Annotated in this window: 22 protein-coding genes; 13 read left to right on the top strand and 9 right to left on the bottom strand. The window is 70.1% G+C overall.

Annotation, left to right across the window (positions count from 1 at the left end):
* Nucleotides 1–65: 65 nt before the first annotated feature.
* Both DDV73_RS12110 and ilvD read left to right on the top strand, forming a co-directional pair.
* Nucleotides 66–1,301: a fibronectin type III domain-containing protein gene (locus DDV73_RS12110; RefSeq protein WP_109507509.1), complete on the top strand. Its 1,236-nt coding sequence runs from the start codon at nucleotides 66–68 to the stop codon at nucleotides 1,299–1,301.
* Nucleotides 1,302–1,344: 43 nt separating this feature from the next.
* A complete protein-coding gene (ilvD, locus tag DDV73_RS12105) occupies nucleotides 1,345–3,045 on the top strand; it encodes a dihydroxy-acid dehydratase (RefSeq protein WP_109507508.1) in 1,701 nt (566 codons plus the stop codon).
* A 3-nt stretch (nucleotides 3,046–3,048) separates the two neighbouring features.
* On the opposite strand, the gene DDV73_RS12100 is transcribed toward ilvD, so the two are convergent.
* The 4 genes from DDV73_RS12100 to DDV73_RS12085 form a co-directional block, all read right to left on the bottom strand.
* Nucleotides 3,049–4,416, bottom strand: coding sequence for a pyridoxal phosphate-dependent decarboxylase family protein (locus DDV73_RS12100; RefSeq protein ID WP_109507507.1), 1,368 nt, complete (start codon nucleotides 4,414–4,416; stop codon nucleotides 3,049–3,051).
* A gap of 69 nt (nucleotides 4,417–4,485) precedes the next feature.
* A complete protein-coding gene (locus DDV73_RS12095; RefSeq protein ID WP_109507506.1) occupies nucleotides 4,486–6,312 on the bottom strand; it encodes a S8 family serine peptidase in 1,827 nt (608 codons plus the stop codon).
* Nucleotides 6,313–6,324: 12 nt separating this feature from the next.
* Nucleotides 6,325–7,758 (bottom strand): PKD domain-containing protein, encoded by a 1,434-nt coding sequence (locus tag DDV73_RS28710; protein WP_206050830.1) that lies wholly within the window; start codon nucleotides 7,756–7,758, stop codon nucleotides 6,325–6,327.
* Between the two features lie 193 nt (nucleotides 7,759–7,951).
* Complete coding sequence (locus tag DDV73_RS12085) at nucleotides 7,952–10,762, bottom strand: helix-turn-helix transcriptional regulator (RefSeq protein WP_109507504.1); 2,811 nt, start codon at nucleotides 10,760–10,762, stop codon at nucleotides 7,952–7,954.
* Nucleotides 10,763–10,852: 90 nt separating this feature from the next.
* Between DDV73_RS12085 and DDV73_RS12080 the strand changes: the two genes are divergently transcribed.
* Both DDV73_RS12080 and DDV73_RS12075 read left to right on the top strand, forming a co-directional pair.
* On the top strand, nucleotides 10,853–11,272 hold the full coding sequence (locus DDV73_RS12080) for a VOC family protein (protein ID WP_109507503.1): 420 nt from the start codon (nucleotides 10,853–10,855) through the stop codon (nucleotides 11,270–11,272).
* Between the two features lie 13 nt (nucleotides 11,273–11,285).
* Nucleotides 11,286–12,323 carry a hypothetical protein gene (locus DDV73_RS12075; protein WP_109507502.1) on the top strand — a complete coding sequence of 346 codons (1,038 nt, stop codon included), beginning with the start codon at nucleotides 11,286–11,288 and terminating at the stop codon, nucleotides 12,321–12,323.
* Here DDV73_RS12075 and DDV73_RS12070 read toward each other — a convergent pair.
* Complete coding sequence (locus DDV73_RS12070; RefSeq protein WP_109507501.1) at nucleotides 12,310–12,780, bottom strand: group II truncated hemoglobin; 471 nt, start codon at nucleotides 12,778–12,780, stop codon at nucleotides 12,310–12,312. The two genes, DDV73_RS12075 and DDV73_RS12070, sit on opposite strands and share 14 nt — an antisense overlap.
* Before the next feature lie 94 nt (nucleotides 12,781–12,874).
* Between DDV73_RS12070 and DDV73_RS12065 the strand changes: the two genes are divergently transcribed.
* Nucleotides 12,875–13,138, top strand: a complete 264-nt coding sequence (locus DDV73_RS12065) for a type II toxin-antitoxin system VapB family antitoxin (RefSeq protein WP_109507500.1) — start codon at nucleotides 12,875–12,877, stop codon at nucleotides 13,136–13,138.
* Nucleotides 13,135–13,530: a type II toxin-antitoxin system VapC family toxin gene (locus tag DDV73_RS12060; protein ID WP_109507499.1), complete on the top strand. Its 396-nt coding sequence runs from the start codon at nucleotides 13,135–13,137 to the stop codon at nucleotides 13,528–13,530. Before DDV73_RS12065 ends, DDV73_RS12060 begins: the two co-directional genes overlap by 4 nt.
* On the opposite strand, the gene DDV73_RS12055 is transcribed toward DDV73_RS12060, so the two are convergent.
* Nucleotides 13,500–14,681: an MFS transporter gene (locus DDV73_RS12055; RefSeq protein WP_109507498.1), complete on the bottom strand. Its 1,182-nt coding sequence runs from the start codon at nucleotides 14,679–14,681 to the stop codon at nucleotides 13,500–13,502. The two genes, DDV73_RS12060 and DDV73_RS12055, sit on opposite strands and share 31 nt — an antisense overlap.
* A gap of 35 nt (nucleotides 14,682–14,716) precedes the next feature.
* Here DDV73_RS12055 and DDV73_RS12050 point away from each other — a divergent pair, with 35 nt between their 5' ends.
* Nucleotides 14,717–15,373, top strand: a complete 657-nt coding sequence (locus tag DDV73_RS12050; protein WP_109507497.1) for a 4a-hydroxytetrahydrobiopterin dehydratase — start codon at nucleotides 14,717–14,719, stop codon at nucleotides 15,371–15,373.
* A 32-nt stretch (nucleotides 15,374–15,405) separates the two neighbouring features.
* Here DDV73_RS12050 and DDV73_RS12045 read toward each other — a convergent pair whose 3' ends face one another.
* The gene (locus DDV73_RS12045) at nucleotides 15,406–15,705 is read right to left on the bottom strand and encodes a hypothetical protein (RefSeq protein WP_109507496.1); all 300 of its coding nucleotides are present in this window, start codon (nucleotides 15,703–15,705) and stop codon (nucleotides 15,406–15,408) included.
* Between the two features lie 254 nt (nucleotides 15,706–15,959).
* Here DDV73_RS12045 and DDV73_RS12040 point away from each other — a divergent pair, with 254 nt between their 5' ends.
* From DDV73_RS12040 to DDV73_RS12015, 6 genes are all read left to right on the top strand, one after another.
* On the top strand, nucleotides 15,960–16,718 hold the full coding sequence (locus DDV73_RS12040) for a GntR family transcriptional regulator (protein ID WP_161962366.1): 759 nt from the start codon (nucleotides 15,960–15,962) through the stop codon (nucleotides 16,716–16,718).
* 34 nt (nucleotides 16,719–16,752) lie between these two features.
* Complete coding sequence (locus DDV73_RS12035; protein ID WP_154402742.1) at nucleotides 16,753–17,352, top strand: 2'-5' RNA ligase family protein; 600 nt, start codon at nucleotides 16,753–16,755, stop codon at nucleotides 17,350–17,352.
* 254 nt (nucleotides 17,353–17,606) lie between these two features.
* Nucleotides 17,607–19,379 carry an acetolactate synthase large subunit gene (locus DDV73_RS12030; protein ID WP_109507493.1) on the top strand — a complete coding sequence of 591 codons (1,773 nt, stop codon included), beginning with the start codon at nucleotides 17,607–17,609 and terminating at the stop codon, nucleotides 19,377–19,379.
* 2 nt (nucleotides 19,380–19,381) lie between these two features.
* Nucleotides 19,382–19,924: an acetolactate synthase small subunit gene (gene ilvN / locus DDV73_RS12025; protein WP_109507492.1), complete on the top strand. Its 543-nt coding sequence runs from the start codon at nucleotides 19,382–19,384 to the stop codon at nucleotides 19,922–19,924.
* Between the two features lie 58 nt (nucleotides 19,925–19,982).
* A complete protein-coding gene (gene ilvC, locus DDV73_RS12020) occupies nucleotides 19,983–21,011 on the top strand; it encodes a ketol-acid reductoisomerase (RefSeq protein WP_109507491.1) in 1,029 nt (342 codons plus the stop codon).
* A 239-nt stretch (nucleotides 21,012–21,250) separates the two neighbouring features.
* Nucleotides 21,251–22,039, top strand: coding sequence for a hypothetical protein (locus DDV73_RS12015; RefSeq protein WP_109507490.1), 789 nt, complete (start codon nucleotides 21,251–21,253; stop codon nucleotides 22,037–22,039).
* Between the two features lie 90 nt (nucleotides 22,040–22,129).
* On the opposite strand, the gene DDV73_RS12010 is transcribed toward DDV73_RS12015, so the two are convergent.
* Both DDV73_RS12010 and DDV73_RS12005 read right to left on the bottom strand, forming a co-directional pair.
* Nucleotides 22,130–22,930: an ABC transporter permease subunit gene (locus DDV73_RS12010; protein ID WP_109507489.1), complete on the bottom strand. Its 801-nt coding sequence runs from the start codon at nucleotides 22,928–22,930 to the stop codon at nucleotides 22,130–22,132.
* On the bottom strand, nucleotides 22,927–23,826 hold the full coding sequence (locus DDV73_RS12005) for an ABC transporter ATP-binding protein (RefSeq protein ID WP_109507488.1): 900 nt from the start codon (nucleotides 23,824–23,826) through the stop codon (nucleotides 22,927–22,929). Before DDV73_RS12005 ends, DDV73_RS12010 begins: the two co-directional genes overlap by 4 nt.
* Nucleotides 23,827–23,871: the final 45 nt, after the last annotated feature.

Here is a 23,871-nt window from a genome sequence, read left to right as displayed (position 1 = left end):
TAGACAACCCCAGGCTGGCCGGCGTTCAGCCGCCCGCCCGCCGGTGGGCCCACGATCATTCGGCCATGCCCTCCTGCACCCAATCAGCGCGGACCCGTTCCTGGACGGCCCTCGCCCTCGCCCTGACCGGCCTCGTCGGCGGCCTGCTCGCCGCCGTACTCGCTCCGCCGGCACAGGCCGCGCCGTTGCACTACTGCGCCGACGGCAAGCCGGCGCCGTGTCTGGTCTCAGTGCTGCGCAACGGTACGCCGATCGACCGCGACGTCTACTTCGCGACGGTCGACGGCTACACGCCGCCGGAGGACAAGCACACCACCGGCTTCACCCTGTCGAAGGCCGGAGTCCCGCACGGACTCGGCCCCGCCGAGCTCAGCAGCACGTTCACGGTCACCATGAAGACCGGCTCGATCAAGCCGCGGATCATCGACGGCTGGGGCCGCAACGGCAAGAGCACCCGCTACCGCGACGGCGACGGCGACTGGGCAGTCAAGATCGTGGTCAAGCCCGCCAACATGCTGATGAGCTGTGGCGACGAGCCGGGGGAGGACCCGACCCACTGCGACGAGACCGCGGCGCCCGACGACCACATCGCCTACATCGTGATGCGGATCTCCGACGCCTCGTGGCACGGCTCGACCGAGGCCGCTCGCGACCGGCTGTGGGGGCTGGAGTCCTACAGCGACATCCAGCTGTTCTGGTACCCGCCGAACATCACCACGTCCAGCACCGGCGTGGTCACCATGGACTTCCTGATGCAGAACGCCCACAACTTCCCGGACGGCTCAACCTTCCACGGCACCGCGAACATGCGGATCCCGAACCAGGTGCTGCGCGACCTCTACGGCATCCCCGCGCCGGAGACGATGACCGACGGCAGCTTCACGAGTACGTCGACCAGCGGCAGCGTCGCGTCGTACCAGGAGAGCGGCGACGACGCCTGGCGGGTCGACCTCACCGGCGCCACCTTCTCCAGGCAGCACCTCAGGCTCAAGCGCGGCGTGATCACGCCGACCCGGCCCGACATCACCCGCACCAAGCGGGTCAGCGCGGGCACGGCGCAGCTCTGGTTCGTCACCTCCAAGCCGCGTGGTGCGCGGGTCAAGGGCTACCAGGTGCGGTGCGTCTCAGGCGGTGGCCACGTGGTGCAGGTGCTCAAGTCGACCACCCGCTCGCCCGTCTCGATCTCCGGCCTGCGGCGGGGCTCGGCGTACACGTGCAAGCTCAGGGCGCGCTCCCAGGTCGGCTGGAGCACCTGGTCGCTCGGCCACAAGGTGAAGTCGAGGGTCGGCGCCGTCGGCTGAGACATTCGTCCCTTTGGAGAGCGGGGCGCTCTAGGCTCGCCTTATGCCAGAGCAGAACCCCACTGAGAACGCCATCGACATCAAGCCCCGCTCCCGCGACGTCACCGACGGGCTGGAGAAGGCCGCAGCGCGCGGGATGCTCCGCGCGGTAGGGATGCAGGACGAGGACTTCGCCAAGCCGCAGATCGGCGTCGCGTCGTCGTGGAACGAGATCACGCCCTGCAACCTCAGCCTCGACCGGCTCGCCAAGGCGGTCAAGAACGGCGTACACGCGGCGGGCGGGTACCCGCTCGAGTTCGGGACGATCTCGGTGTCCGACGGCATCTCGATGGGCCACGAGGGGATGCACTTCTCGCTGGTCAGCCGCGAGGTGATCGCGGACTCGGTGGAGACGGTGATGATGGCCGAGCGGCTGGACGGCTCGGTGCTGCTGGCCGGCTGCGACAAGAGCCTGCCGGGCATGCTGATGGCCGCGGCCCGGCTCGACCTGGCCAGCGTCTTCCTGTACGCCGGGTCGATCATGCCCGGCAGCGTCGACGGCCGGGACGTGACGATCATCGACGCCTTCGAGGCGGTCGGCGCCTGCCTGGCCGGCAAGATCACCCGCGACGAGGTGGACCGGATCGAGCGTGCGATCTGTCCGGGTGAGGGTGCATGCGGCGGCATGTACACCGCCAACACGATGGCCTCGATCGGTGAGGCGCTCGGGATGTCGCTGCCGGGCTCGGCGGCGCCGCCGGCAGTCGACCGCCGTCGCGACGGCTACGCCCACAAGTCCGGCGAGGCGGTCGTCGAGCTGCTGCGCCGCGGGATCACCGCTCGCCAGATCATGACCAAGGAGGCGTTCGAGAACGCGATCGCGGTCACCATGGCGCTGGGCGGCTCCACCAACGCCGTACTCCACCTGCTCGCGATCGCCCGCGAGGCCGAGGTCGATCTGGATCTCGACGACTTCAACCGGATCGGCGACAAGGTTCCGCACCTGGGCGACCTGAAGCCGTTCGGCCGCTACGTGATGAACGACGTCGACAAGGTCGGCGGTATCCCGATGGTGATGAAGGCGCTGCTGGACGCCGGCCTGATGCACGGCGACTGCCTCACGGTGACCGGCAAGACGATGGCCGAGAACCTCGCCGACATCGCGCCGCCGGCCGTGGACGGCGACATCATCCGCCCGCTCGACCGGCCGATCCACAGCAGCGGCGGCCTGACCATCCTCAAAGGCTCGTTGGCGCCCGAGGGGGCGGTCGTGAAGAGCGCGGGCTTCGACGAGTCGGTCTTCACCGGCACCGCCCGCGTCTTCGACGGCGAGCGGGCCGCGCTCGACGCACTCGCCGCCGGCCAGATCCAGGCGCGCGACGTCGTGGTGATCCGCTACGAAGGGCCGAAGGGCGGCCCCGGCATGCGCGAGATGCTCGCGATCACCGGCGCTATCAAGGGCGCCGGACTCGGCAAGGACGTACTGCTGATCACCGACGGCCGGTTCTCCGGCGGTACGACGGGACTCTGCGTCGGCCACATCGCGCCCGAGGCGGTCGACGGCGGTCCCATCGCGTTCCTGCGCGACGGTGACCCGATCACCCTCGACGTCGCCAACCGGTTGCTCGAGGTCGACGTCGACAAGGACGAGCTGGAGCGGCGTCGCGAGGGCTGGGTACCGAACCCGCCGAAGTACACCCGCGGCGTACTCGGCAAGTACGCCAAGGTCGTGCAGTCCGCCGCCCACGGCGCCGTGACCAGCTAAGGGTCAAAGCGCGGCCAGCACGCGGCCCAGCGCGTCCAGGCTGCGGCGTACGTCGTCCTCGGTGGTGGACCAGTTGCTGACCGAGATCCGGAGTACGTCGCGGCCCTGCCAGCGTGAGCCGGTCATCCAGGCGGTGCCGTCGGACAGCAGTCCGGCGACCACCGCACGGGTGCGCGCGTCGTCGCCGAACGTCGCGCACACCTGGGTGAACACCACGTCGTTGAGCACCTCGCCGCCGAGCTCACGGACCCCGTCGGCGAAGGTCGTCGCGTGGGAGCAGAAGCCGTCGACGAGGTCGGCGACGCCGGTGCGGCCGAGCGCGTGCAGCACCGCCCACACCGGGAACGCGCGGCCGCGCCGCGAGAACTCCGGCACGTGGTCCATCGGGTCGCCCTGGTCGGACTGGATCAGGTAGTCGCCGCTCGTCCCGAGCGCGGCCCGCATGGCCGACCGGTCGCGGACGATCGCGATCCCGCAGTCGTAGGGGACGTTGAGGGTCTTGTGGGCGTCGGTGGTCCACGAGTCGGCGGCCTCGGCTCGGGCGACGAGCCCGCGCAGCCGCGGCGAGGCGGCCGCGAAGAGCCCGAACGCGCCGTCGACGTGGACCCACGCGTCGTACTCGCGGGCGACGGCGATCGCCTGCTCGAAGTCGTCGAAGGCGCCGGAGTGGACGTTGCCGGCCTGCAGTGCCACGACCGTCGGCCCGGCCGGGCCCGCGGCAAGCCGGTCGCGCAGATCACCGACGTCGATCCTGCCTTCCGCGTCGGCCGCGACCGGCTCGGGTACGCCGAGACCCAGGTAGCGCATCGCCAGGTCGACGGTGTCGTGCCGCTCGCGGCCGACCAGGACCCGGATCGGCGGCGCTCCGTTCAGCCCGTCGCGCGACAGATCCCACCCGGCCCGGCGGAGTACGGCGTCCCGCGCGGTCGCCAGGCAGGCGAAGTTCGACATCGTCGCACCGGTCACGAAGCCCACTGCCGACTCGGCCGGCAGGCCGAGCAGGTCGAGCAGCCAGGCGCCGGCGAGGTCGTCCACGGCGGTGTGCGCCGGGGTGACGGTGCGGAGCGCGGCGTTCTGGTCCCAGGCGCTGGTCAGCCAGTCGGCGGCCAGACCGGCGGGGTGGGCGCCGCCGATCACGAAGCCGAAGAACCGCCCCGACGGCATCGCGGTCAGCCCCGGCTCGCAGGCGGTGGCCAGCAGGTCGATCGTCGAGCCGATCTGACCGGGCCCATAGGGCAGCGATCCCAGCGCCTGCGTCACCTCTTCGACAGTTGCGGTCGGCGGGACCCGCCGCTCGTCAAGCGAGGCCAGCCAGCTGTAGGTGTGGGCGGCCGCCTGCTCCAGTCCGTCACCACGCTCGGGAGTAGTCATCCTTCGAGTCTGCCGGGCCCGGGTGCTGGCTGCACCCGGACCCGGCCAGGACGGTGTCCACTGACCGACCTACTGGCCGAAGCAGAACGCCTGCGTGCCGACGCTCCAGCACTGCACCTGCTTGGAGGCGGTGTTCCTGTTGCCCGCGCGGTCGGTGACCGTGAGCGTGGCCGTGTAGCTCGCCTGCCGGTTGGGATAGGCGTGGGTGGTGGTGGCGCCGGTGCCGGACTGGCCGTCACCGAACGTCCAGGCGTACGACGCGATGTCGTTGTCCGGGTCCGTTGACGCGGTGCCGTTGAAGGTGCACGAGCCCCACTGGCAGAACACCGTGAACGAGGCTCGCGGCGGCTGACCGGTCGGCGGCGTGCCGGCGCGGACCGTCTTGCTGACAGGGGCGGACACCTGACCCTTGTCGTCCGTCACGGTCAGCGTCACCCGGTACTCCCCGGCGGTCGCGTAGGAGTGCTTGGGAGTAGCGCCCTCACCGGAGCTGTTGTCGCCGAACGTCCAGGCGTACGACGCGATCGAGGTGCCGCCTTCACCGGGACGAGATGCCGAGCCGTCGAAGGAACAGTCCAGCGACCCCGCGCAGTCGGCCTCGAACGCCGCCACCGGCTTGTCCGGCGTCGGCTGCCCGCCGCCCAGTCCGCTGACGTCGAGGAACCGGTTCGGCGAGCCCGGTCCCGGGCTGACGACCACGCCGTCGGCCGCGTTGTCGATGATCGCTGCCTGGACCTGCGCGGCGGTGGCGTCCGGGTGACCGGACAGGTACAGCGCGGCCGCGCCGGTCACGTGCGGTGCGGCCATCGAGGTGCCCTGCATGTTCTTCGTGCCGGTGTTGTTGGAGTTGCTCGCCGAGGTGATGTTCGAGCCCGGCGCGTAGATGTCCACGCAGCTGCCGTGGTTGGAGTAGCCGGCCTCGGCGTTGTTCTCGCCCTGGGTGGCGGCCACGGTGATCACCTCGGGGACCTTGGCGGGGCTGACGTTGCAGGCGTCCTGGTTCTCGTTGCCGGCTGCAGCCACCCAGGTCACTCCGCTGGCCGAGGAGTTCTTGATGGCGCGGTTGATGCCCTCCGGGTCGGCGTTGGCGCCGCCGGAGGTCCAGCTCGCGTTGGCGACGGCCGGCTTCCGGGCGTGCTGGGTGACCCACTCGATGCCCTGGATGGAGTCCGCGTCGGGTGCATTGCCGTCGCAGCCGAGCACCTTGACCCCGACGAGCGCGACGTCCTTGGCCACGCCGTACGCCTCGCTGCTCGACGTACCGCCGGTGTGCGTGCCGTGTCCCTGATCGGCGGCGCCTTTGCAGTCGTTGACGTTGTCGTCCTCGTCGACGAAGTCGTACCCGGACTCGGCGCGCCCCTCGAACGACACGTGGTCCAGGTTCAGCTCGGTATCGGTGTTGTAGACGGTGACGCCGGTGCCCACGTTCGGGTACTTGTAGACGCCGTCGTTGGCGCCGTCGATCTGGTCCAGCCCCCACGACGGCGGGTTCGGCTGCTCCCCGGCGACCTGGGCGGCCTCGGCAACGTCGGCCGAGCGCACCCATAGCGACTGCTGGACGAACTCGACGCCCGGCTCGGCCGCGAGCCTGGCCGCCGCCTTCGCCGAGAGGTGGACCGCGAAGCCACGCAGCACGGCGGAGTAGACGTGCCGGACGCTGCCGCCGTACCGGTCCGCGAGCGTCTCCGCCTCGGCGGCGACACCGGCCCGGGCCGCGGATAGCTCGCCCCGGAGGCCGACGATGTACAGGCCCGGCACCGTGTCCGGCGCGCCCGCGTTGAGTACGACGCCGGTGCGGGGTGCCGAGTCGGGTGCCGCACCGGGCACGGCGATGACCGAACCGGTTCCGCCGAGCACGAGTGCCACGGAGGCCAGGATGGTGGAGATGGTCCTCATCGTTGCTTCCTCTCACTGACCGAAGCAGAAGGCCTGTGCGCCCACGCTCCAGCACTGGATCTGTTTGGTTGCCGTGCCTCGGTTGCCGCTCCGGTCGGTGACCGTGAGCGTGGCGGTGTAGCTCGCCTGGCGGTTGGGATAGCGGTGGGTGGTGGTGGCGCCGGTGCCGGTCTGTCCGTCTCCGAAGCTCCACGAGTACGACGCGATGTCGTTGTCGGGGTCGGTCGACCCGGTCCCGTTGAAGCTGCACGAGCCCCACTGGCAGAACACCGTGAACGCGGCCCGTGGCGGGCTGCCGACAGGTCCGGGACCGGCGGTGACCTCCTTGGTGGCCGTGCCGGTGCGGCCGTCGTTGTCGGTGACGGTCAGCTGCACCCGGTACTTCCCGGCCGCGGCGTAGGTGTGGGACGGCGTGACACCCGCCCCGGTCTGTCCGTCGCCGAAGTCCCAGGCGTACGACGCGATCGAGCCGTCCGGGTCGGTCGAACCCGAGCCGTCGAACGTGCATGACGGTTGGCTGGCCGAGCAGTCGGCGGTGAACGAGGCGGTCGGCGCGCCCGGCTGGGGCGGTGTGCCGTACTCGTCGATCAGCTCGTTGGCCCAGTCGCCCATCTGGTTGGTGAGCCGGCCCCAGGCGCCGTAGCTGGTGCAGCCGGTCCGTACCCACGACGCCACCCCCACGATCACGCCGTCGACCACCATCGGCCCGCCACTGTCGCCCTGGCAGATGCCGTCGTGACCGTCGGCGTACCCGCCGCAGACCATGTAGGCAGCGTTGAACGAGCCGAACGACCCGCAGGTGTTGGCGCCGTCGACGATCGGGTAGCTGGACACCTTCTTCAGGTGGCCGTACTCGTTCTCGCCGTCGCGGATCCGGCCGTAGCCGAGCAGCAGCGCCGACCGGCCAGGCTGGGTGAGCTGGCTGTCGCCCGACCCGGCGACGCGCGGGAACTGGTAGCCGGCCGGCACCGGGATGTCGGTGGTGGTGACCACGATGCCGACGTCCCAGCCGGTCTGCCAGCCGTTCGGCGGCGTGTAGCTCGGGTGTTGGAAGTAGTGCTGTACGGCGAGCTTGGTGCCGCCGGGACCGGTCAGGTCGTCGGACCCGTACAGCATCGACTTGGTGCCCTGCCCGTCCTTGCAGTGCGCGGCGGTGACGATCACCCGCGGCGCGACCACGGCCGCCGTACAGGTCTGGCCCTGTGGCCGGGACCCGCCATCGCGCAGCATCGCGATCACGAACGGGTGGTCGCGGACATAGGCCGGCTCGCCGCCGACGATCTGGGCGGTCGGACCGCCGGACGGCTCGGTCTGGTTCGGGGTGACCGCCTGGAACGCCGGGTCGTCCGGCTCGACCGCGGTCGCCGCCGGCATCGGCGTCATCAGGGTCAGGCCCAGTACCAGCGCGACGAGGCCGCCGGTCCGGGCGGCTCGAGTGCCTCTCATCGTGAACTCCCTTCGCATGGGGGCTCACCGCGACTGGCGGGGATCCGCACGGTGAGCCGTCCATCGAGCATCGAGAGACTGGGAACGGCTTAACAATCCGTAGGTCTACGGATCTTTACCTTGCGGAGCGGATAGGTAGGACCACGGATTGCTCGGCCGGCTGGCCGGGGCGGAGGCTGGACGCGTCTCCTGGTCAGGACAGCAGCTTGGTCCGGGACCGGACGCCCAGCTTGCGCAGCACCTTGGCCACGTGCTGCTCCACCGTCCTCGGCGAAAGGAAGAGCTCTTCCGCGATCTCCTTGTTTGTCAACCCACGTGACACCAGGCGGGCGACGTCCTGCTCCCGGGGCGACAGCTCATCGCCGTACCCACGGCGGCCGCGCCGCGACACTCCGTGCTCCTGCGGTACGCCGTGGCGGCACCGCGCCGCGTCCCGCGTCGCGCCGATGCTGTCGAAGACCTCGGCGAGCGCGGCCAGCTCCTCGCTCACGCTCCCGTCAGGTGCGACGCACCGGACGGCCCGCTCGGCCGCCGACGCCGCGAGGTACGGCGCCGGCAGCCGGGCATAGGCCGCCTCCGCGGCGCGGTACCGAACCACGGCCTCCGGGTCACCGGCCGACTCCGCGAGCCGACCGCGGCAGACCTCGAGCGCGGCATGCACCAGAGGGGCGTCGCGGCCGGTCACGCCGGCCGTCACGTCCTCGACCAGCCGTCGCGCGTCGCCGTCGCGCCCGACGGCCAGGAGGCTGTCGACCGCCACCGGCGCCAGGTCGGCCGCCCAGGCCCAGACCCCCTTGCCGCGCAGCAGTGCCAGTCCCTGGTCGGCCACCGACGCGGCCCGCGCCGGCTTGCGCTGCGACAGCCACATCCACGCCAGGGCGCCGTACCCGCTGAGCGCGATCGGCGCGATCGCCTCCTCCGGTGCCTCGACGCCGGTGTTGGCCAGGTGGGACTGCGCGGCCGCAAAGTCGCCGCTCGCCACCGCCAGCATCCCGAGGACCAGTTCCAACTCGCTCGCGACCGGCAGCAGGTCGCGGTAGTCGGCGTACAGCCGGGACGCGCGGTCCTCCAGCCCGGTCCACCCGCCGGTGTACCAGTCGAGCCGCACCTGGGTCGACTGCGCGGTGCTGACCACGAACGGGCTGCCGGCGGAGGCCGCGAGCCGGGTGCCGGTGCGGAGGAACTCGTGTGCCTCGCGGAAGTGCCCGACGGTGGTGCAGGCGTCGGCCAGGTTGCACCTTGCCCGCGCCAGCTGGCGCCGCTCGCCGATGTCCTCGGCCGTCGGCGCCAGACCGGAGAGCTCGGCGAGCACGCGGGGGTCGCCGCGGTGCAGCCGCGACCCGAGCATCGTGGCCAGCAGCGAGACCCGGACCTCGGGGTCGGCGCAGCGCGCCAGGTGGCGCTCGGCCAGCTCCATCCACTCCCGCTGCTCGGCCCACGGGGCGCTGCCGACAAACGGCGTGCCGAGCAGCGCGGCCGCCTTCGCCACCAGGTCGGGGCGCTCGGTGAGTTCGTCGATCGCGGTGCGGATCGCCGAGCGGGCCGCCTGTACGCCACCGCCCATCTGCCGTACCAGCAGCAGCCCGAGCAGCAGCCGGACCTCGCCGCGGGCCGCGACCGACAGCCGCTCGTCGGTCAGCAGCCGGTCCAGCGTGGTGACGGGGTCGTGCTGGTCGAGGCCGGTGTAGGCGACCGAGCCGAGCTTGACGGCCAGCCTGTCGACGTCCGGGCCTCGCAGGCCGGGCTCGGCCAGGAGCCGGTGCAGCAGGCCGGTCGCGGCCGCCGGATCGCCCACCTCGGTGGCACGGTCGGCCGCCTGCTCGCCGTACCGCAGCCAGTCCTCGGTCCGCCCGGCCCGACGGCAGTGCTCGGCGAGCCGGACCAGCGGCGGCTGGTCGAGCTGTTGCAGCGAGGCGATCGCGGCGTCGTGAAGCTGCTGGCGAGCCGGGCCGGTGAGGGCGTCGTACACCGCCTGCTGGGCGAGGCTGTGGCGGAACCAGTAGCGCGCGGGAGCGGACTCGAGCAGTACGCCGCCGGCCAGGGCCTCGGTCAGCGAGGCCCGCGCGGCCTCCGCCTCGATGCCGGCGACGGCGGCCAGCTGCTCGACCGCGGCCGGCACTCCGAGGACGGCGGCCGCGTGCACCAGGCGACGGGCGAGAGCCGAGAGGCCGGACAGCTGGTCGGACATCGCGTCGCGCAGCAGCACCGGGACCTCGACGTCGACCGGTAGCCGGCCTGGGGTGCGCAGCGAGCGGAGGAGCTCCTCCACCACGAACGGGACGCCGGACGTGCGCTGCTGGAGCCGGGCGGCGAAGTCGCCGGACACCGGGTCGCCGAGGATCGAGGAGGCCAGCTCACGAACCTCCTCGACCCCCAGCGGCTCGAGCCGAAGCACCATGCTGCCGACCCAGTCCGGTGGACGGTAGGCGGCGCCGAGCGGAGGGCGGCCGGCCAGGTCCTCGCGCCGGTAGGTGACAACCACCGAAAGGTTCTCTGGCGGGTCGCTCATCAGGAAGCGGAGCATCTGGCGGGTGCTGTCGTCGGCCCAGTGGAGGTCCTCGATGACCAGGACGGCCGGGCCGACGGCGCCGACCAGCTCGCGCGCGGCGCGCAGGGTGCGGTGTCGTTCGGCATGCGGGTCGCCGATCGGGTCCGGCGGCGGTGGCAGCAGATCGCCGAGCTCGGGCAGGAGCGGCCGCAGCGCGCCACCCACCGGGCTGAGAGCGGGCGCGGGCATCCCGGCCAGCCCACGGAACGCCTCGATCACCGCGCCGAAGGGGAAGGGCTCCCGGAGCGGCTGACAGTGCCCGACCATCGGGCGCAGGTGGGTCCTCGCCAGCAACTCGCGCACCAGGCGGGTCTTGCCGACGCCCGCCTCGCCTTCGAGGAGGACGACGGTCGAGCCCGTGGTGACCGAGCCGACCAGGGCGGCGAGCTCCTTGTCCCGCCCTACCAGGACCGGCGAGCTGCTGCGCGCCAGCACTGGTCCCGAGATACGCGCCATCTGACTCCCTGTCGCCATGCTTGATGAGCGTCTCTCGAGAGTAGGCGGAGCTGGGCTGGGCTGTCGACGGCGTCTGTCAGGCTGGATGGCATGGACCAGCGGATCAGCTTCGTGACGCTTGCCGTGCGTGATCTCGACGCCACTCGGAGGTTCTATCTCGACGGGCTCGGCTGGACGGCGGAGCTCGACGTACCGGGGGAGGTGCTGATGTTCCGGGCCGGTCCGCAGGTGGTGCTGTCGCTGTGGGACCTCGCGCACTTCGAGGCCGAGGTCGGACCGGTCGGGCGCAGCGAGGGGATCATGCCGATCACGCTGGCTCACAACGTCGCCACCCGCGAGGAGGTCGACGAGGTGCTGAGCGCCGCCCGTGCGGCCGGCGCCGACCCTATCTCGGGGGCAGTCGTGCGGGACTGGGGTGGATACACGGGGTATTTCGGCGACCCCGACGGCTTCCGCTGGGAGATCGCATGGAACCCGGGCCCGATCGGCCGGCTCGTTTTGCCGGCCTGACAAGATGCCCGGCATGGCGGAGCGGAAGCCAGACAAGTCGGGAGTGGCGATCTATCTCGTCGTGCTCGTGATCATCGCGTTCCTGGTGGTGGTCGCCGGGCTGTCCGACGCCGACGGCGACACGGGCGACGAGCCGGACCTGACGCCCGCGCCGTCTCGTTCACAGTCACCTTCACAGTCACCGTCGGCGACGGCGTCCCCCGAGCCGACCGAGCCGGCCGAGCCCACCAGCGAGTCGGCCGAGCCGGAGGCCGCGCCTGGTGAGCCGGCCGGGCTTCCGCACGGTGCGCAGCGCATCTTCGACGGCCGGATGCTGGTCGCCTACTACGGCACCGCCGGGACCGGCGTACTCGGCGTACTCGGGGAGGCGGCGCCGGAGACGTCGTACCAGCGGCTGGTCCGCGCGGCCGCGCCGTTCGCCCGCGACGGCAAGGAGCCGCTGCCGGTTTTCGAACTGATCGTGACCGTCGCTGACGCGGCGCCCGGCAAGGACGGCGACTACAACCACGACATCGACCGCGGCCTGGTCAAGAAGTACGTCGAGGCCGCTCACCGGCACGGCGTGCTCCTGGTGCTGGACATCCAGCCGGGACGGGCAAACTTCGCCGATGTCGCGCGGCGCTGGAAGTGGGCACTGGAGGACCCGTGGGTCGGGTTGGCGCTCGACCCGGAGTGGCGGATGGGCCGGCGCGAGGTGCCGGGCCGCACCGTCGGCTCGGTGTCGGCCGCCGAGATCAACCAGACCTCCGCCTGGCTGGCCGACCTCACCGCCGCGTACGACCTGCCCGAGAAGATCCTGATGCTGCACCAGTTCCGGACCTCGATGATCCGCGGCATCGACCAGGTGGTCCGGCGCGACCGACTGGTGATGGTGCAGCACACCGACGGCTTCGGTACGCCGCGACAGAAGCTCGACACCTACCGGGCGGTGCGCCGGCCCGACCGGTTCTATCAGGGCTTCAAGCTGTTCTACGACGAGGACATCCGCCGGATGTCGGCGCGCGACGTACTCCGGATCCGGCCGCGGATCGACTTCGTCAGCTTCCAGTAGCCGGACCACCAGCCGCGTCGGGCCAGTCCCAGCGCGGCACTTCCTGGCAGCCGTGGAGGTCGGCGTCGGACTGGGCGTGGGAGTTGACCATCGCGACCTCGGTGCCGAAGTCGAGGTACTCGCGCAGCGCCTGCCGGAACCGCGCGTCGTCGGGCAGACCGACCTCGTCGGCGGCCTTCAGGAACAGCTCCATGAACCGCTGCCGCTGCTCCTCGGTGATCGCCAGCCCGCGATGGTGCGACAGCAGTGCCGGGAAGCCGCCGTGCTGGTCGGTGTACTCGCTCGGCCCGTCGAACACCTCGCCGAAGAACGCGGTCAGGTGGTCGACATGGGTCGGCTGGCCCTCACCGAACAGCGGCCCGAGCAGCGGGTCGGCGAGCACGGTGGGGTACCAGTGCGCGATCACCTTGTGCAGCCCGGCGTGCCCACCGGCGTGTTCGTAGAGCGTCTCGGTCATCCCTGGCCCACCTTTCCACAGGTCGTACGACGATCATGGCCTGCTGCACCAAGAGGAGAGTAAGGTAGACGGTGGCGGTAGAAAGGTAGAAACCATGAGCATGAACATCAAGAGCGAGCGCGTCCACGAGCTCGCCCGCGAGGCTGCGCGGCGTACCGGTCAGTCGCAGACCAGCGTCGTCGAGGAGGCGCTGCGCAAGCTGCTGGCCGACCTTGAGCGCAACGACGAGGAGGCCGCCCGCCGGCGACGCCTTCACCAGCTGTTCGAGGAGGCTCGCGAGCAGGTCACCGATGAGGACCGGGCAGCGGCGAAGAAGTTCATGGATGAGCTGTACGACGAGAACGGGCTCCCGGCGTGATCGTTGACTCGTCGGCGCTGTTGGCGGTGGCCTTGGGCGAACCTGATGGTGCGGTCTACGTCGACGCCCTCGACCAGGCCGAATCACCGCGGATCGGTGCTGCAACGCTCCTGGAAGCGGGCATTGTGGCGGCCCGGCGGATGGACCCTCGGGTCTCTCGGCGGCTCGATGCCCTGGTTTCGACGAGTCGTGCGGTTGTCGTGCCGTTCGATGAGGAGCAGGCCCGGGTGGCACGGGCGGCGTACCGAGACTTCGGTAAGGGCTCGGGCCACAAGGCCCAACTCAACTTCGGTGACTGCCTTGCCTACGCACTCGCCTCGGTGACCGGGGAGCCGCTGCTCTACAAAGGCGACGACTTCGCTCACACCGACATCCGGTCCGCACTCGACTGAGGATCGGCGCGGTCCGGCAGCCGCGACCAGGCCAGCATCAGTGCCGCAGCGGCGAACCCGAGTAGCGCGCCGACCGCCCAGGTGAGGCGCGCATCGACGGCGAGCAGGCTGGTCGACAGCGGGGGAGCCAGCACGGTGCCGCTGATCGAGGCGGCGGCGTACAGCGACTGGTAGCGGCCGTGCATACCGTCAGGGGCCCGGTCCGCCGCGTGCGCGGTGGCGGTCGGCTTGTAGAGCATCTCGCCGAGCGTGCCGACCACGATCGCCGCGACTGCTGCCATCACTGTCTGGCTCGGCACCAGCACCAGCCAGCCCACCGCGACCAGCACGAACCCCCATGTCATCAGCCGCACCGCCGGCTGCCCGGCCAGCCGGGCCGCGAGCCACGGCTCGAACACCACGATCACCAGCCCGTTGAGCGCGATCAGGGTGCCGTAGACCCACGGCTCGGCGCCGGAGTCGCGCAGCTGCAGGGGGAGCGCGGAGTAGGTAAACCGGTACGCCGTGTCCACCAGCACGATCGCCACCAGCAGCAACACCATCCGCGGATCGGCCCGCAGTGCCGACCAGAGGCTGCGCCGGGCGGCGTCGTGCGGGACTGGTGCGCCGGTGCGCGGGATCCGGGTGATCGCGGCCAGCATCACGATGGTGGACAGCCCGTCGACCACGAAGATCAGGTCGAAGTTGTACGCCGCCAGCAGGCCACCAAGCGGCGGACCGATGACCACGCCGGCGTTGAAGGAGGCCCGCGACCAGGCCACCGCCTGCCGACGCTGCCCGGCCGGGAGGGCGCTGGTGATCAGCGCGAAGCTGACCGGGCGCCGTACCCCGCCGACGAACCCGACCGCCAGCAGCACCGCACCCAACGCCGCGGTCGGCGACAGCGGCACCGCGACCAGCAGCACCACCGAAAGGCAGGTGAACACCAGCAGCGTTCGACGCAGGCCGAACCGGTCTCCGATCGCGCCGCCGAGCAGGTTGCCGCCGATAGTGCCGACGCCGTTGAGGGCGGCCACGACGCCGGCGGCCGCGAGCGACATGTCGCGGTCCTCGACCAGGTAGAGGGTGACGAACAGCCAGGCGAGCGAGCCGACCGTGCTGACGAACTGACCGACCAGCAGGATCCGCACCCACCCGGGCAGTTCGCGCATGGCAGTCCTCTCGAGGTGGGTGCAAGGATGGCGTCATGCTGACAGGCAACGAGATCCTCAGCGAAAACCTCACCGACTGGCGCCTGCTGCAGCGGGCCCTGCACGCCCGCTTCCGGACTGGAGACTTCGCCACCGGCCTGGCCCTGGTCAACCGAATCGGCGAGGCCGCCGAGGCGGCCAACCATCACCCCGACCTCGACCTGCGCTACCCGCACCTCGACATCCGGCTGATGAGCCACGACGCCGGCGGGGTCACCGAGCGCGACATCGTGCTGGCACGGCGGATCAGCGAGTACGCCGCCGAGGCGGGCGTCGCCGCCGAGCCGGCCGCGGTGGCGATGGTCGAGCTGGCGCTGGACACCGCGAACCACGAGGCGATCGAGCCGTTCTGGCGCGCGGTCTACGGGCTCGACCCGCAGCCGGGCACCGGCAAGGACGTGGTCGACCCGACCGGCGTGCTGCCGCCGCTGTGGTTCCAGCCCACTGAGACGCACGAGACGCCGAAGCAGCGCTTCCACCTCGACGTACACGTGCCGCACGACCAGGCCGAGGCCCGGGTCGAGGCGGTGCTAGCCGCCGGCGGGGCGCTGGTCGTGGACGCCTGGGCGCCGAACTTCTGGGTGCTCGCCGACAGCGACGGCAACAAGGCCTGCATCTGTACCTGGCAGCCGCCCGCGTCGAACGCCGGGTGAGGTCGCCTCGGGCAGGTATCCGCTGGGGTTCTTCAGCGCAGTTCGCCGCTGAGGATCCGGACGCAGACCGGCACCCACGCCCGACATTCGCGGCCCGGGAAGTCCTCGCCGAGCATGTGCTCAAGGCGGTCCATCGCCTGCGTCCAGGCGCGGTACGCCGGCCGGTGCGAGGTTCGATTCCACTCTTCCCACTCGCTGTCCGGGGCCGATGCGGACGGCTCACCATCCTCGACAGTCTCGAGGATGACGATCGCGTTGAGCGCGCGCCGTGCTGCCTCCTCCAGGTCCGAAGTGACCGACGCGCGTCCGCTACCGACGTGCAGGTCTGTCATTTCCGGTGCCGCCCGTCGCCGTCGCGCGTGAGATGCCGGTACTCGCTCACGAGCCAGAGAACGGTGCTGACACACACCGCAGAGAACAGCAGCCACATCATCGCGAGCACCTTCCCTAGTCCTAGAGTCCTCTATAGGAGTGTCGCAACCCTATCCGGGCCGCCATTCGCCTTGTCAAGTCCTCTTTAGGACTAAAGTTGGCGTGTTTCTACTGCGGCAGTTGGGAGTGATGGGTGATTGCGGGAAGCGGGCGTGTGAAGAAGTACCAGCAGATTGCAGAGGCGATCCGGACTGGCATACGTGACGGTGAGTTTCGCCCTGGCGACCAGCTGCCCGCGGAGACAGTGCTCGCTGAGCGTCACCAGGCGACAGTCCCGACGGTCCGGCAGGCGAAGGCTGTCCTGCAGGCGGAAGGGCTCATCGAGTCCCGACACGGCATCGGGACCTTCGTGCGGGAGGAGTCGCGTCTCCAGCGAAGGTCGCGCAGCCGGTACGGCGAGGCGCGCGGACGCAGCGGGCTCCTCACGGACAGCCTCCGCCATGACATCGTCTCAGCCAGGTCCGAACCTGCCCCCGCCCGTATCGCCGATGTCATGGGCATCGAGCTGGACGAGGCCGTCGTGGTTCGGCGTCGGGACCTCTACGACGAGTCCGACCAGCTTCAGGAGATTGGAGCCAGCTATCTGCCTGTTGAGTTCGCGGCGGGTACGTATCTCGCTGAGCCGGATGTGGTCCCGAAGGCGCTGTTCCTCTGTGTCGAAGAGGTGACGAAGAGACGCTATGCAACTGCGACGGACCATTGGGTGGCGCGACCTGCGACCCCTGACGAGTGCGACAGGTTCGGCATCGCCATCGGTGCCTATGTTCTGCACGTGATTCACGTTGCCCGCGACGAGGGTGGCGACGTGCTGGAGGTCTCCGAATCGATCTGGCCTGCTGATCGCGTGAGGTTCATCGATGAGTACGACGTCCCATCCGAGCCGACCTCCCTCGCCGTGAAGTCGGACGTTTGACGTGGTTGCTGATCCGTACGCTGACCGCGACGTCATGACCGACCACTGGTGGTGGCGTCCCGGGTGGCAGGTGGGCACCCGGTTCTACGCCTGGCATGTCACGCTCGATGGGCAAGACGGCCTCCACGCTCTCGCTGATAGGTACGCAGAGACGCTCGCGGCGGTATCCACACTCGACGTCGTGCGTCGCGAATGGCGACACATCACCCTCCAGGGGCTTGGTCACGTCCACGATGTGCCGGACGATGCCCGAGACCGAGCCGTGGAGGCGGTCGGAGCGCGACTCACTGAGCTGGGCCCGATTCGCAGTACGTTCGAAGGAGTGGCCGTCTTCGCCGAAGCCATCGCCCTGCCGCCGAGCAATCCTGCGGCGTACGTCGAGCTCCGGAATGCCATCAGGTTGGGGATCAACGATGCATGGGGTGATGTGCCAGAGCCTGCCGAAGGATTCCGCGCTCACGCGAGCGTTGCGTACAGCAACGGCGACGGAGACGGTCGCGCGATTCGTCGACTGCTCGACACAGTTCCGACCAGGCCTGCGGTAGTCGTCATCACGTCCGTGTCGCTGATTCGAATGCATCGCGACCGGCGGATGTACGAGTGGGAACCGATCTCGACCGCCACGCTCGGCTAACCCTCGGTGGCGACCGCTTGACCAGGAACCGAGATCGGCGTACCAATATCTGGGACGGCTGACACACTGGGTTGACGCCGGCATGGCTCGGCGGTGACGGTATGCGCATGCGCAAGGACATTCTTGTACGCACGCGACGCGTGAGTTGAGACCACCACTAGTCTCACCACACGCGTCACCCCTCGTTGCCGACAGGCCGAGGGGTTTTTTGTTTCAGACGGCGACAGAAGTACCGAGATGACAGGAAGCAACTGATGAGCGAGCCCAGGGATGGGAACGCGGGCGCGACGGAGATCACCGGCGCCCAAAGCTTGATCAGATCTCTCGAGAGCGCGGGGACCGAGCACATCTTCGGCATTCCCGGTGGCGCCATCCTTCCGGCGTACGACCCGCTCATGGACTCCACGAAGATCCGGCACATCCTGGTACGCCACGAGCAGGGCGCCGGCCACGCTGCACAGGGGTACGCCGCGGCGACCGGCCGCACCGGCGTCTGCATGGCGACCTCCGGGCCCGGCGCGACCAACCTGGTGACGCCGATCGCCGACGCCCACATGGACTCGGTGCCGATGGTCGCGATCACCGGCCAGGTCGGCGCCAGCATGATCGGCACCGACGCCTTCCAGGAGGCCGACATCCGCGGCATCACGATGCCGATCACCAAGCACAACTTCCTGGTGACCAACGCGGACGAGATCCCACAGGCGGTCGCCCAGGCGTTCTACATCGCCTCGACCGGCCGTCCCGGGCCGGTGCTGGTCGACATCGCGAAGTCCGCGCTGCAGGCCAAGACCCGGTTCTCCTGGCCGCAGGAGCTGCAGCTGCCGGGCTACCGGCCGGTGACCCGCCCCCACGGCAAGCAGATCCGCGAGGCCGCACGGCTGATGCTCGAGGCTCGCCGACCCGTCCTGTACGTCGGCGGCGGCGTGATCCGGTCCGGCGCCGCTCGCGAGCTGCGGGTGCTGGCCGAGTTCACCGGCATCCCGGTCGTGACCACGCTGATGGCGCGCGGCGCGTTCCCCGACAGCCACCCGCAGCACCTCGGCATGCCCGGCATGCACGGCACCGTGGCCGCGGTCGCGGGCATGCAGAAGAGCGACCTGATCATCAGCCTGGGCGCCCGGTTCGACGACCGGGTCACCGGCAACCTCGACTCGTTCGCGCCCGGCGCCAAGATCATCCATGCCGACATCGACCCGGCCGAGATCGGCAAGAACCGGGTGGCCGACGTCCCGATCGTGGGCGACTGCCGCGAGGTGATCAGCGACCTGGTCGTGACCCTCAAGGCGGAGGCCGACGCCGGCCACACCGGCGACTACGAGGGGTGGGTGAAGTTCGTCGCCGGCATCAAGGAGCAGTACCCGCTGGGATACGACACGCCGCCCGACGGCGCGCTCGCCCCGCAGCTGGTGATCGAGCGGCTCGGCAAGATCGCCGGCCCGGAGACGATCTACACAGCCGGGGTCGGCCAGCACCAGATGTGGGCGGCCCACTACATCGGCTACGAGAACCCCAACACCTGGATCAACTCCGGGGGCCTCGGCACGATGGGGTACGCCGTACCCGCCGCGATGGGTGCCAAGGTCGGCAAGCCCGACAGCACGGTCTGGGCGATCGACGGCGACGGCTGCTTCCAGATGACCAACCAGGAGCTCGCGACCTGCGCCATCAACGACATCCCGATCAAGGTGGCGGTGATCAACAACGAGTCGCTCGGCATGGTCCGGCAGTGGCAGACGCTGTTCTACAACTCGCGCTACTCCAACACCGACCTGCACTCGAAGCGGATCCCGGACTTCGTGAAGCTCGCCGACGCCTACGGCTGCGTGGGCCTGGCCTGCGAGAGCCCGGACGACGTGGACGGCACCATCGAGAAGGCGATGGAGATCAACGACGCCCCGGTCGTGGTCGACTTCCGGGTGCACCGCGACGCCATGGTGTGGCCGATGGTCGCCGCCGGCACCAGCAACGACTCCATCAAGTACGCGCGCGATCTGGCGCCCCAGTTCGACGAGGACGACCTGTAGAGATGAGCAAGCACACCCTGTCCGTCCTGGTCGAGAACAAGCCCGGCGTGCTGGCCCGGATCGCGGGCCTGTTCAGCCGGCGCGGCTTCAACATCGACAGCCTCGCGGTCGGCCCGACCGAGCACGACGAGGTCTCCCGGATGACGATCGTGGTCAACGTGGAGGACTCGCCGCTGGAGCAGGTCACCAAGCAGCTCAACAAGCTGATCGAGGTGATCAAGGTGGTCGAGCTCGACGCGGCTGCCTCGGTCAACCGCGAGCTGCTGATGGTGAAGGTGCGGGCCGATGTCGACACCCGCGGCCAGGTGCTGGACGCCGTACAGCTGTTCCGGGCGAAGGTCGTCGACGTCGCCCCGGACGCCGTCACCATCGAGGCCACCGGCAATACCGACAAGCTCGGCGACCTGCTCCGGGTGCTGGAGCCGTTCGGCATCCGCGAGCTGGTGCAGTCCGGCACCATCGCCATCGGCCGCGGCCCGCGCTCGATCTCCGAGCGCAGCCTGCGCCCGGTGCCGGTACCGAAGCCGCCGGCCGCCGCTCACTGACCCCTCATCACCGCACGACCAACCAGCTCGATCACCAAAGAATGAAGGAGAGCCCACCGTGGCTGAGATGTTCTACGACGACGACGCCGACCTGACCCTGATCCAGGGCAAGAATGTCGCCGTACTGGGTTACGGCAGCCAGGGTCACGCCCACTCGCTGTCCCTGCGCGACTCCGGCGTCGACGTCCGGATCGGCCTGCCGGAGGGCTCCAAGAGCCGGGCCAAGGCCGAGGCCGAGGGGCTGCGGGTGCTCACCCCGGCCGAGGCGGTCGAGGAGTCCGACGTGATCGTGATCCTCGCGCCCGACCACGTGCAGCGGAAGCTGTACGCCGAGTCGGTCGAGCCCAACCTCACCGAGGGCGACACCCTGGTCTTCGGCCACGGCTTCAACATCCGGTTCGGCTACATCACCCCGCCCGAGGGCGTCGACGTGTTCATGGTCGCGCCGAAGGGCCCGGGCCACCTGGTGCGCCGGGAGTACGTCGACGGTCGCGGCGTACCCGTCCTCGTCGCCGTCGAGAAGGACGCGTCCGGCAAGGCCTGGGACCTCGCGCTGTCCTACGCCAAGGGCATCGGCGGCCTGCGTGCCGGCGGCATCAAGACCACCTTCACAGAGGAGACCGAGACCGACCTGTTCGGCGAGCAGGCCGTTCTCTGTGGTGGCGCCTCGCAGCTGGTGCAGTACGGCTTCGAGGTGCTCATCGAGGCCGGCTACCAGCCGGAGGTGGCGTACTTCGAGTGCCTCCACGAGCTGAAGCTGATCGTGGACCTGATGTACGAAGGCGGCATCGCCAAGCAGCGCTGGTCGGTCTCCGACACCGCCGAGTACGGCGACTACGTCTCCGGCCCGCGGGTCATCGACGAGCACGTCAAGGAGAACATGAAGACGATCCTTGCCGAGATCAAGGACGGCTCCTTCGCCAAGCGCTTCATCGACGACCAGGACGCCGGCGGCCCGGAGTTCAAGGCGCTCCGCGAGAAGGGTGAGCAGCACCCGATCGAGGCCACCGGCCGCGAGCTCCGCAAGCTGATGGCCTGGGTCAAGTCCCACGACGGCGACTACACCGAAGGCACCGCCACCCGCTGACAGGCGAGCGCCGACCCGGCTCGTCTTCACCTGCAGAAGCGCCGACCCGGCCCGTGTTCACCTGCAGAAGCGCCGACCCGGCCCGTGTTCACAGACCAAATGTGAACAAGGGCCGGGTCGGCGGCATTTCGCGTCGACGCGGGCCGGGTCGGCACAGTTCGGCGATCTGATCCGGTCGGGCTATGCCGCGATGCTGCCGGGTGCGGGATCCTGGAGGGTACGCCTCCGGGAGGCAGGTGATGACGACACAGGTGGTGGCCGGCCGGCGCCGGACCTCGCTCGCGCTGCCAATCACGCTCGGCCTGGTGACCGGGCTGGTCGCGATAGTTGGCAACGCGCTCGCGATGGTCGTGGCCAACTGGACCGGCTGGCTCTGGTGGTTGGTGGGAGCCGTGGTCGCCCTCGTCGTCTCCGTCGTCCAGGCGATCGTGGGAAGCCACGTCGAGGCGCGGTGGACCGGACCCGCCGCACAGCCCCCGGGACAGGCGCCGCCCGCCTGGCAGCCGCCCAGGCAGGGCAAGCAGCGGGCACGAGGTACGCCGGTCTCGATCGCCCTGCTCATCTTGCTGGTGCTCGGCCTGGTGGGCGTGCTGCTCACGTTCGGTGCGCGCTACGTGATCGGCTACGCGACCGGCGATGAGCCCGGCGTGGATCGCCTCGTCGCGCCGGCGACGGTGAACGCCGAGGGCCTGGAAGTCACCGTCAGGACCTTCGAGGAGACCCGGCACTTCACCCGGCTGAGCGTGCGCGTCACCAACCACACCACGCTGACGCAAAGGATTTCCGAGTACGAGAACCTCACGCTGGTCGGCGGCGACGGCACCGCGCTGGAGCTGAGCATGCTGCGGTCGGACTGGACCGAGGACACCAACCCGGGTGTCAGTGTCAGCGGCACCCTGCTGTTCAAGGGGCACCTGCCTGACGGCGTACGCCGAGCGCAGCTGCAGATCGCCACCGTCTTCGCGCTCGGTCTCGAGGGACCGGACCGGCTGACGGTGGCGGGGATCGAGCTGCGCCGACGCACCTAGCGGCCCGAGCGCGTCGAGACCACGGGACCCCCGTGGCCCGTGGTCTCGACGACTCTCGCTGGCGCTCGCTGCTCGTCCACCCGAAGGCGGCTACTTGACCTCGGAGCGGAGGACGAGGATGAGGCCGACCGTCAGCGGTACGACGAGCCAGATCGCTCCGGCCACGCCGAGGTTGGCCCACTGCTCGCCGCTCGGCATCCCGTTGAAGAGCGCGCTCTGCGCGTAGTTGAAGTCCACCCAGGGCTGCAGGTCGCGGAACCAGCCCTGGAGCTCGGCCAGGATCGCGAAGGCGGTCGGCAGCACCAGCGAGTAGACGAAGTACGCCACGATCGCGCCCGGCGAGTTGCGGATCAGCACCCCGAGCATGAACCCGACCGCCATCCCGAGCACGTTGGCCAGGATGATCAGCCAGAAGTCGTTGAACGTGATGTCCCAGGTCAGGTTGGTCCCAGTGATCGCCGTACCCACGAGGTTGCCGACAGCGCCGATCGCGAAGGCGACCAGCATCGAGGCCACGCCGATCAGCACCGCGGCGATCGCCTTGGCGCTGATCACCCGGCCCCGGTGCGGGATCAGCGTGAACGACGTCAGCCCGCTGCGCTGGCTCCACTCACTGGTGACCGACAGGATCGCGATCATCGGCAGCAGCACGGCCATCGGGAAGCCGAACGCGGTGGCGTACGTCGAGTACTTCAGCTCGTCGTCCGGTGCCCAGAGGATCACGGCGGCGGTGGCGAGGACGGCCAGGATGCCGATGCTCGCCATCAGCCAGAACCCGGAGCGGGTGTCGAACATCTTGCGCAGCTCCACGGACACCACGCGCGTCGTGGGGATCCGCTTGGGCGCGATCCGGGTCGTCGTGGTGGGCTTCTCGATAGCCACGGCGGTCATGCCGCTACTCCTTCTCGTTGTGTGTCTGCGGTGAGCTCGAGGAACATCTCTTCCAGGCCCGCGCCGTCGGCGGCGCGGAGCTCGGTCAGCGCCACCCCCGCGTCGAGGGCGATCTTGCCGACCAGTGCCGGGTCGGCGTCGGTGCGCAGCGCGCCGTCACCCGATCGGGTGACCGTGACTCCGGAGACGGCGAGCGCCCGTGCGAGATAGTCGGGGTCCGCGCTCCGCACATGCGTGCCGGCCGCCTGGAGCAGCTCGGTCTTGGTGCCCTGGGCGACGATCCGGCCGTTGCCGATCACCACGATGTCGTCGGCAATCACCTCGATCTCGTGGAGCAGGTGCGAGGAGAGCAGCACGGTGCCGCCGCGGTTGGCGTAGTCGCGCAGCAGGTCGCGCATCCAGCGGATGCCGGCCGGGTCCAGCCCGTTGGCCGGCTCGTCGAGGATCAGCACCTCGGGGTCGCCGATCAGGGCGGTGGCGATGCCGAGCCGCTGGCGCATGCCGAGCGAGTAGTTGCGGACCCGGCGGTTGGCCTCGTTGTCGGTCAGGCTGACCCGCTCCAGCATCTCGCCGACCCGGGCCTTGGGCAGTCCCATCGTGTGCGCGGCGATGGCCAGGATCTCGCGGCCGGTGCGGCCGGCGTGCTGCGCCGACGCGTCGAGGAGTACGCCGACCTCGAGGCCCGGGTTGGGCAGGTCGGCGTAGCGGCGGCCGGAGATGGCGGCCGACCCCGAGCTCGCCGGGGTGAGGCCGACCATGATCCGCATGGTGGTGGACTTCCCGGCGCCGTTCGGGCCCAGGAACCCGGTCACCCGGCCGGCGGCCGCGGTGAAGGACACGTCGTCGACGGCGGTGAAGGCGCCGTACCTCTTGGTGAGTGCTTCGACCTTGATCATGCCGAGAACACTCCCGCGACGGGCCCTCGGCCCACATCAGGGAAG

The sequence above is a fragment of the Nocardioides speluncae genome (assembly GCF_003121585.1).
GTDB classification, from domain to species: domain Bacteria; phylum Actinomycetota; class Actinomycetes; order Propionibacteriales; family Nocardioidaceae; genus Nocardioides; species Nocardioides speluncae.
The sequence above is the reverse complement of the archived record's forward strand: the minus strand, read 5'-3'. Positions and strand labels throughout refer to the sequence as shown.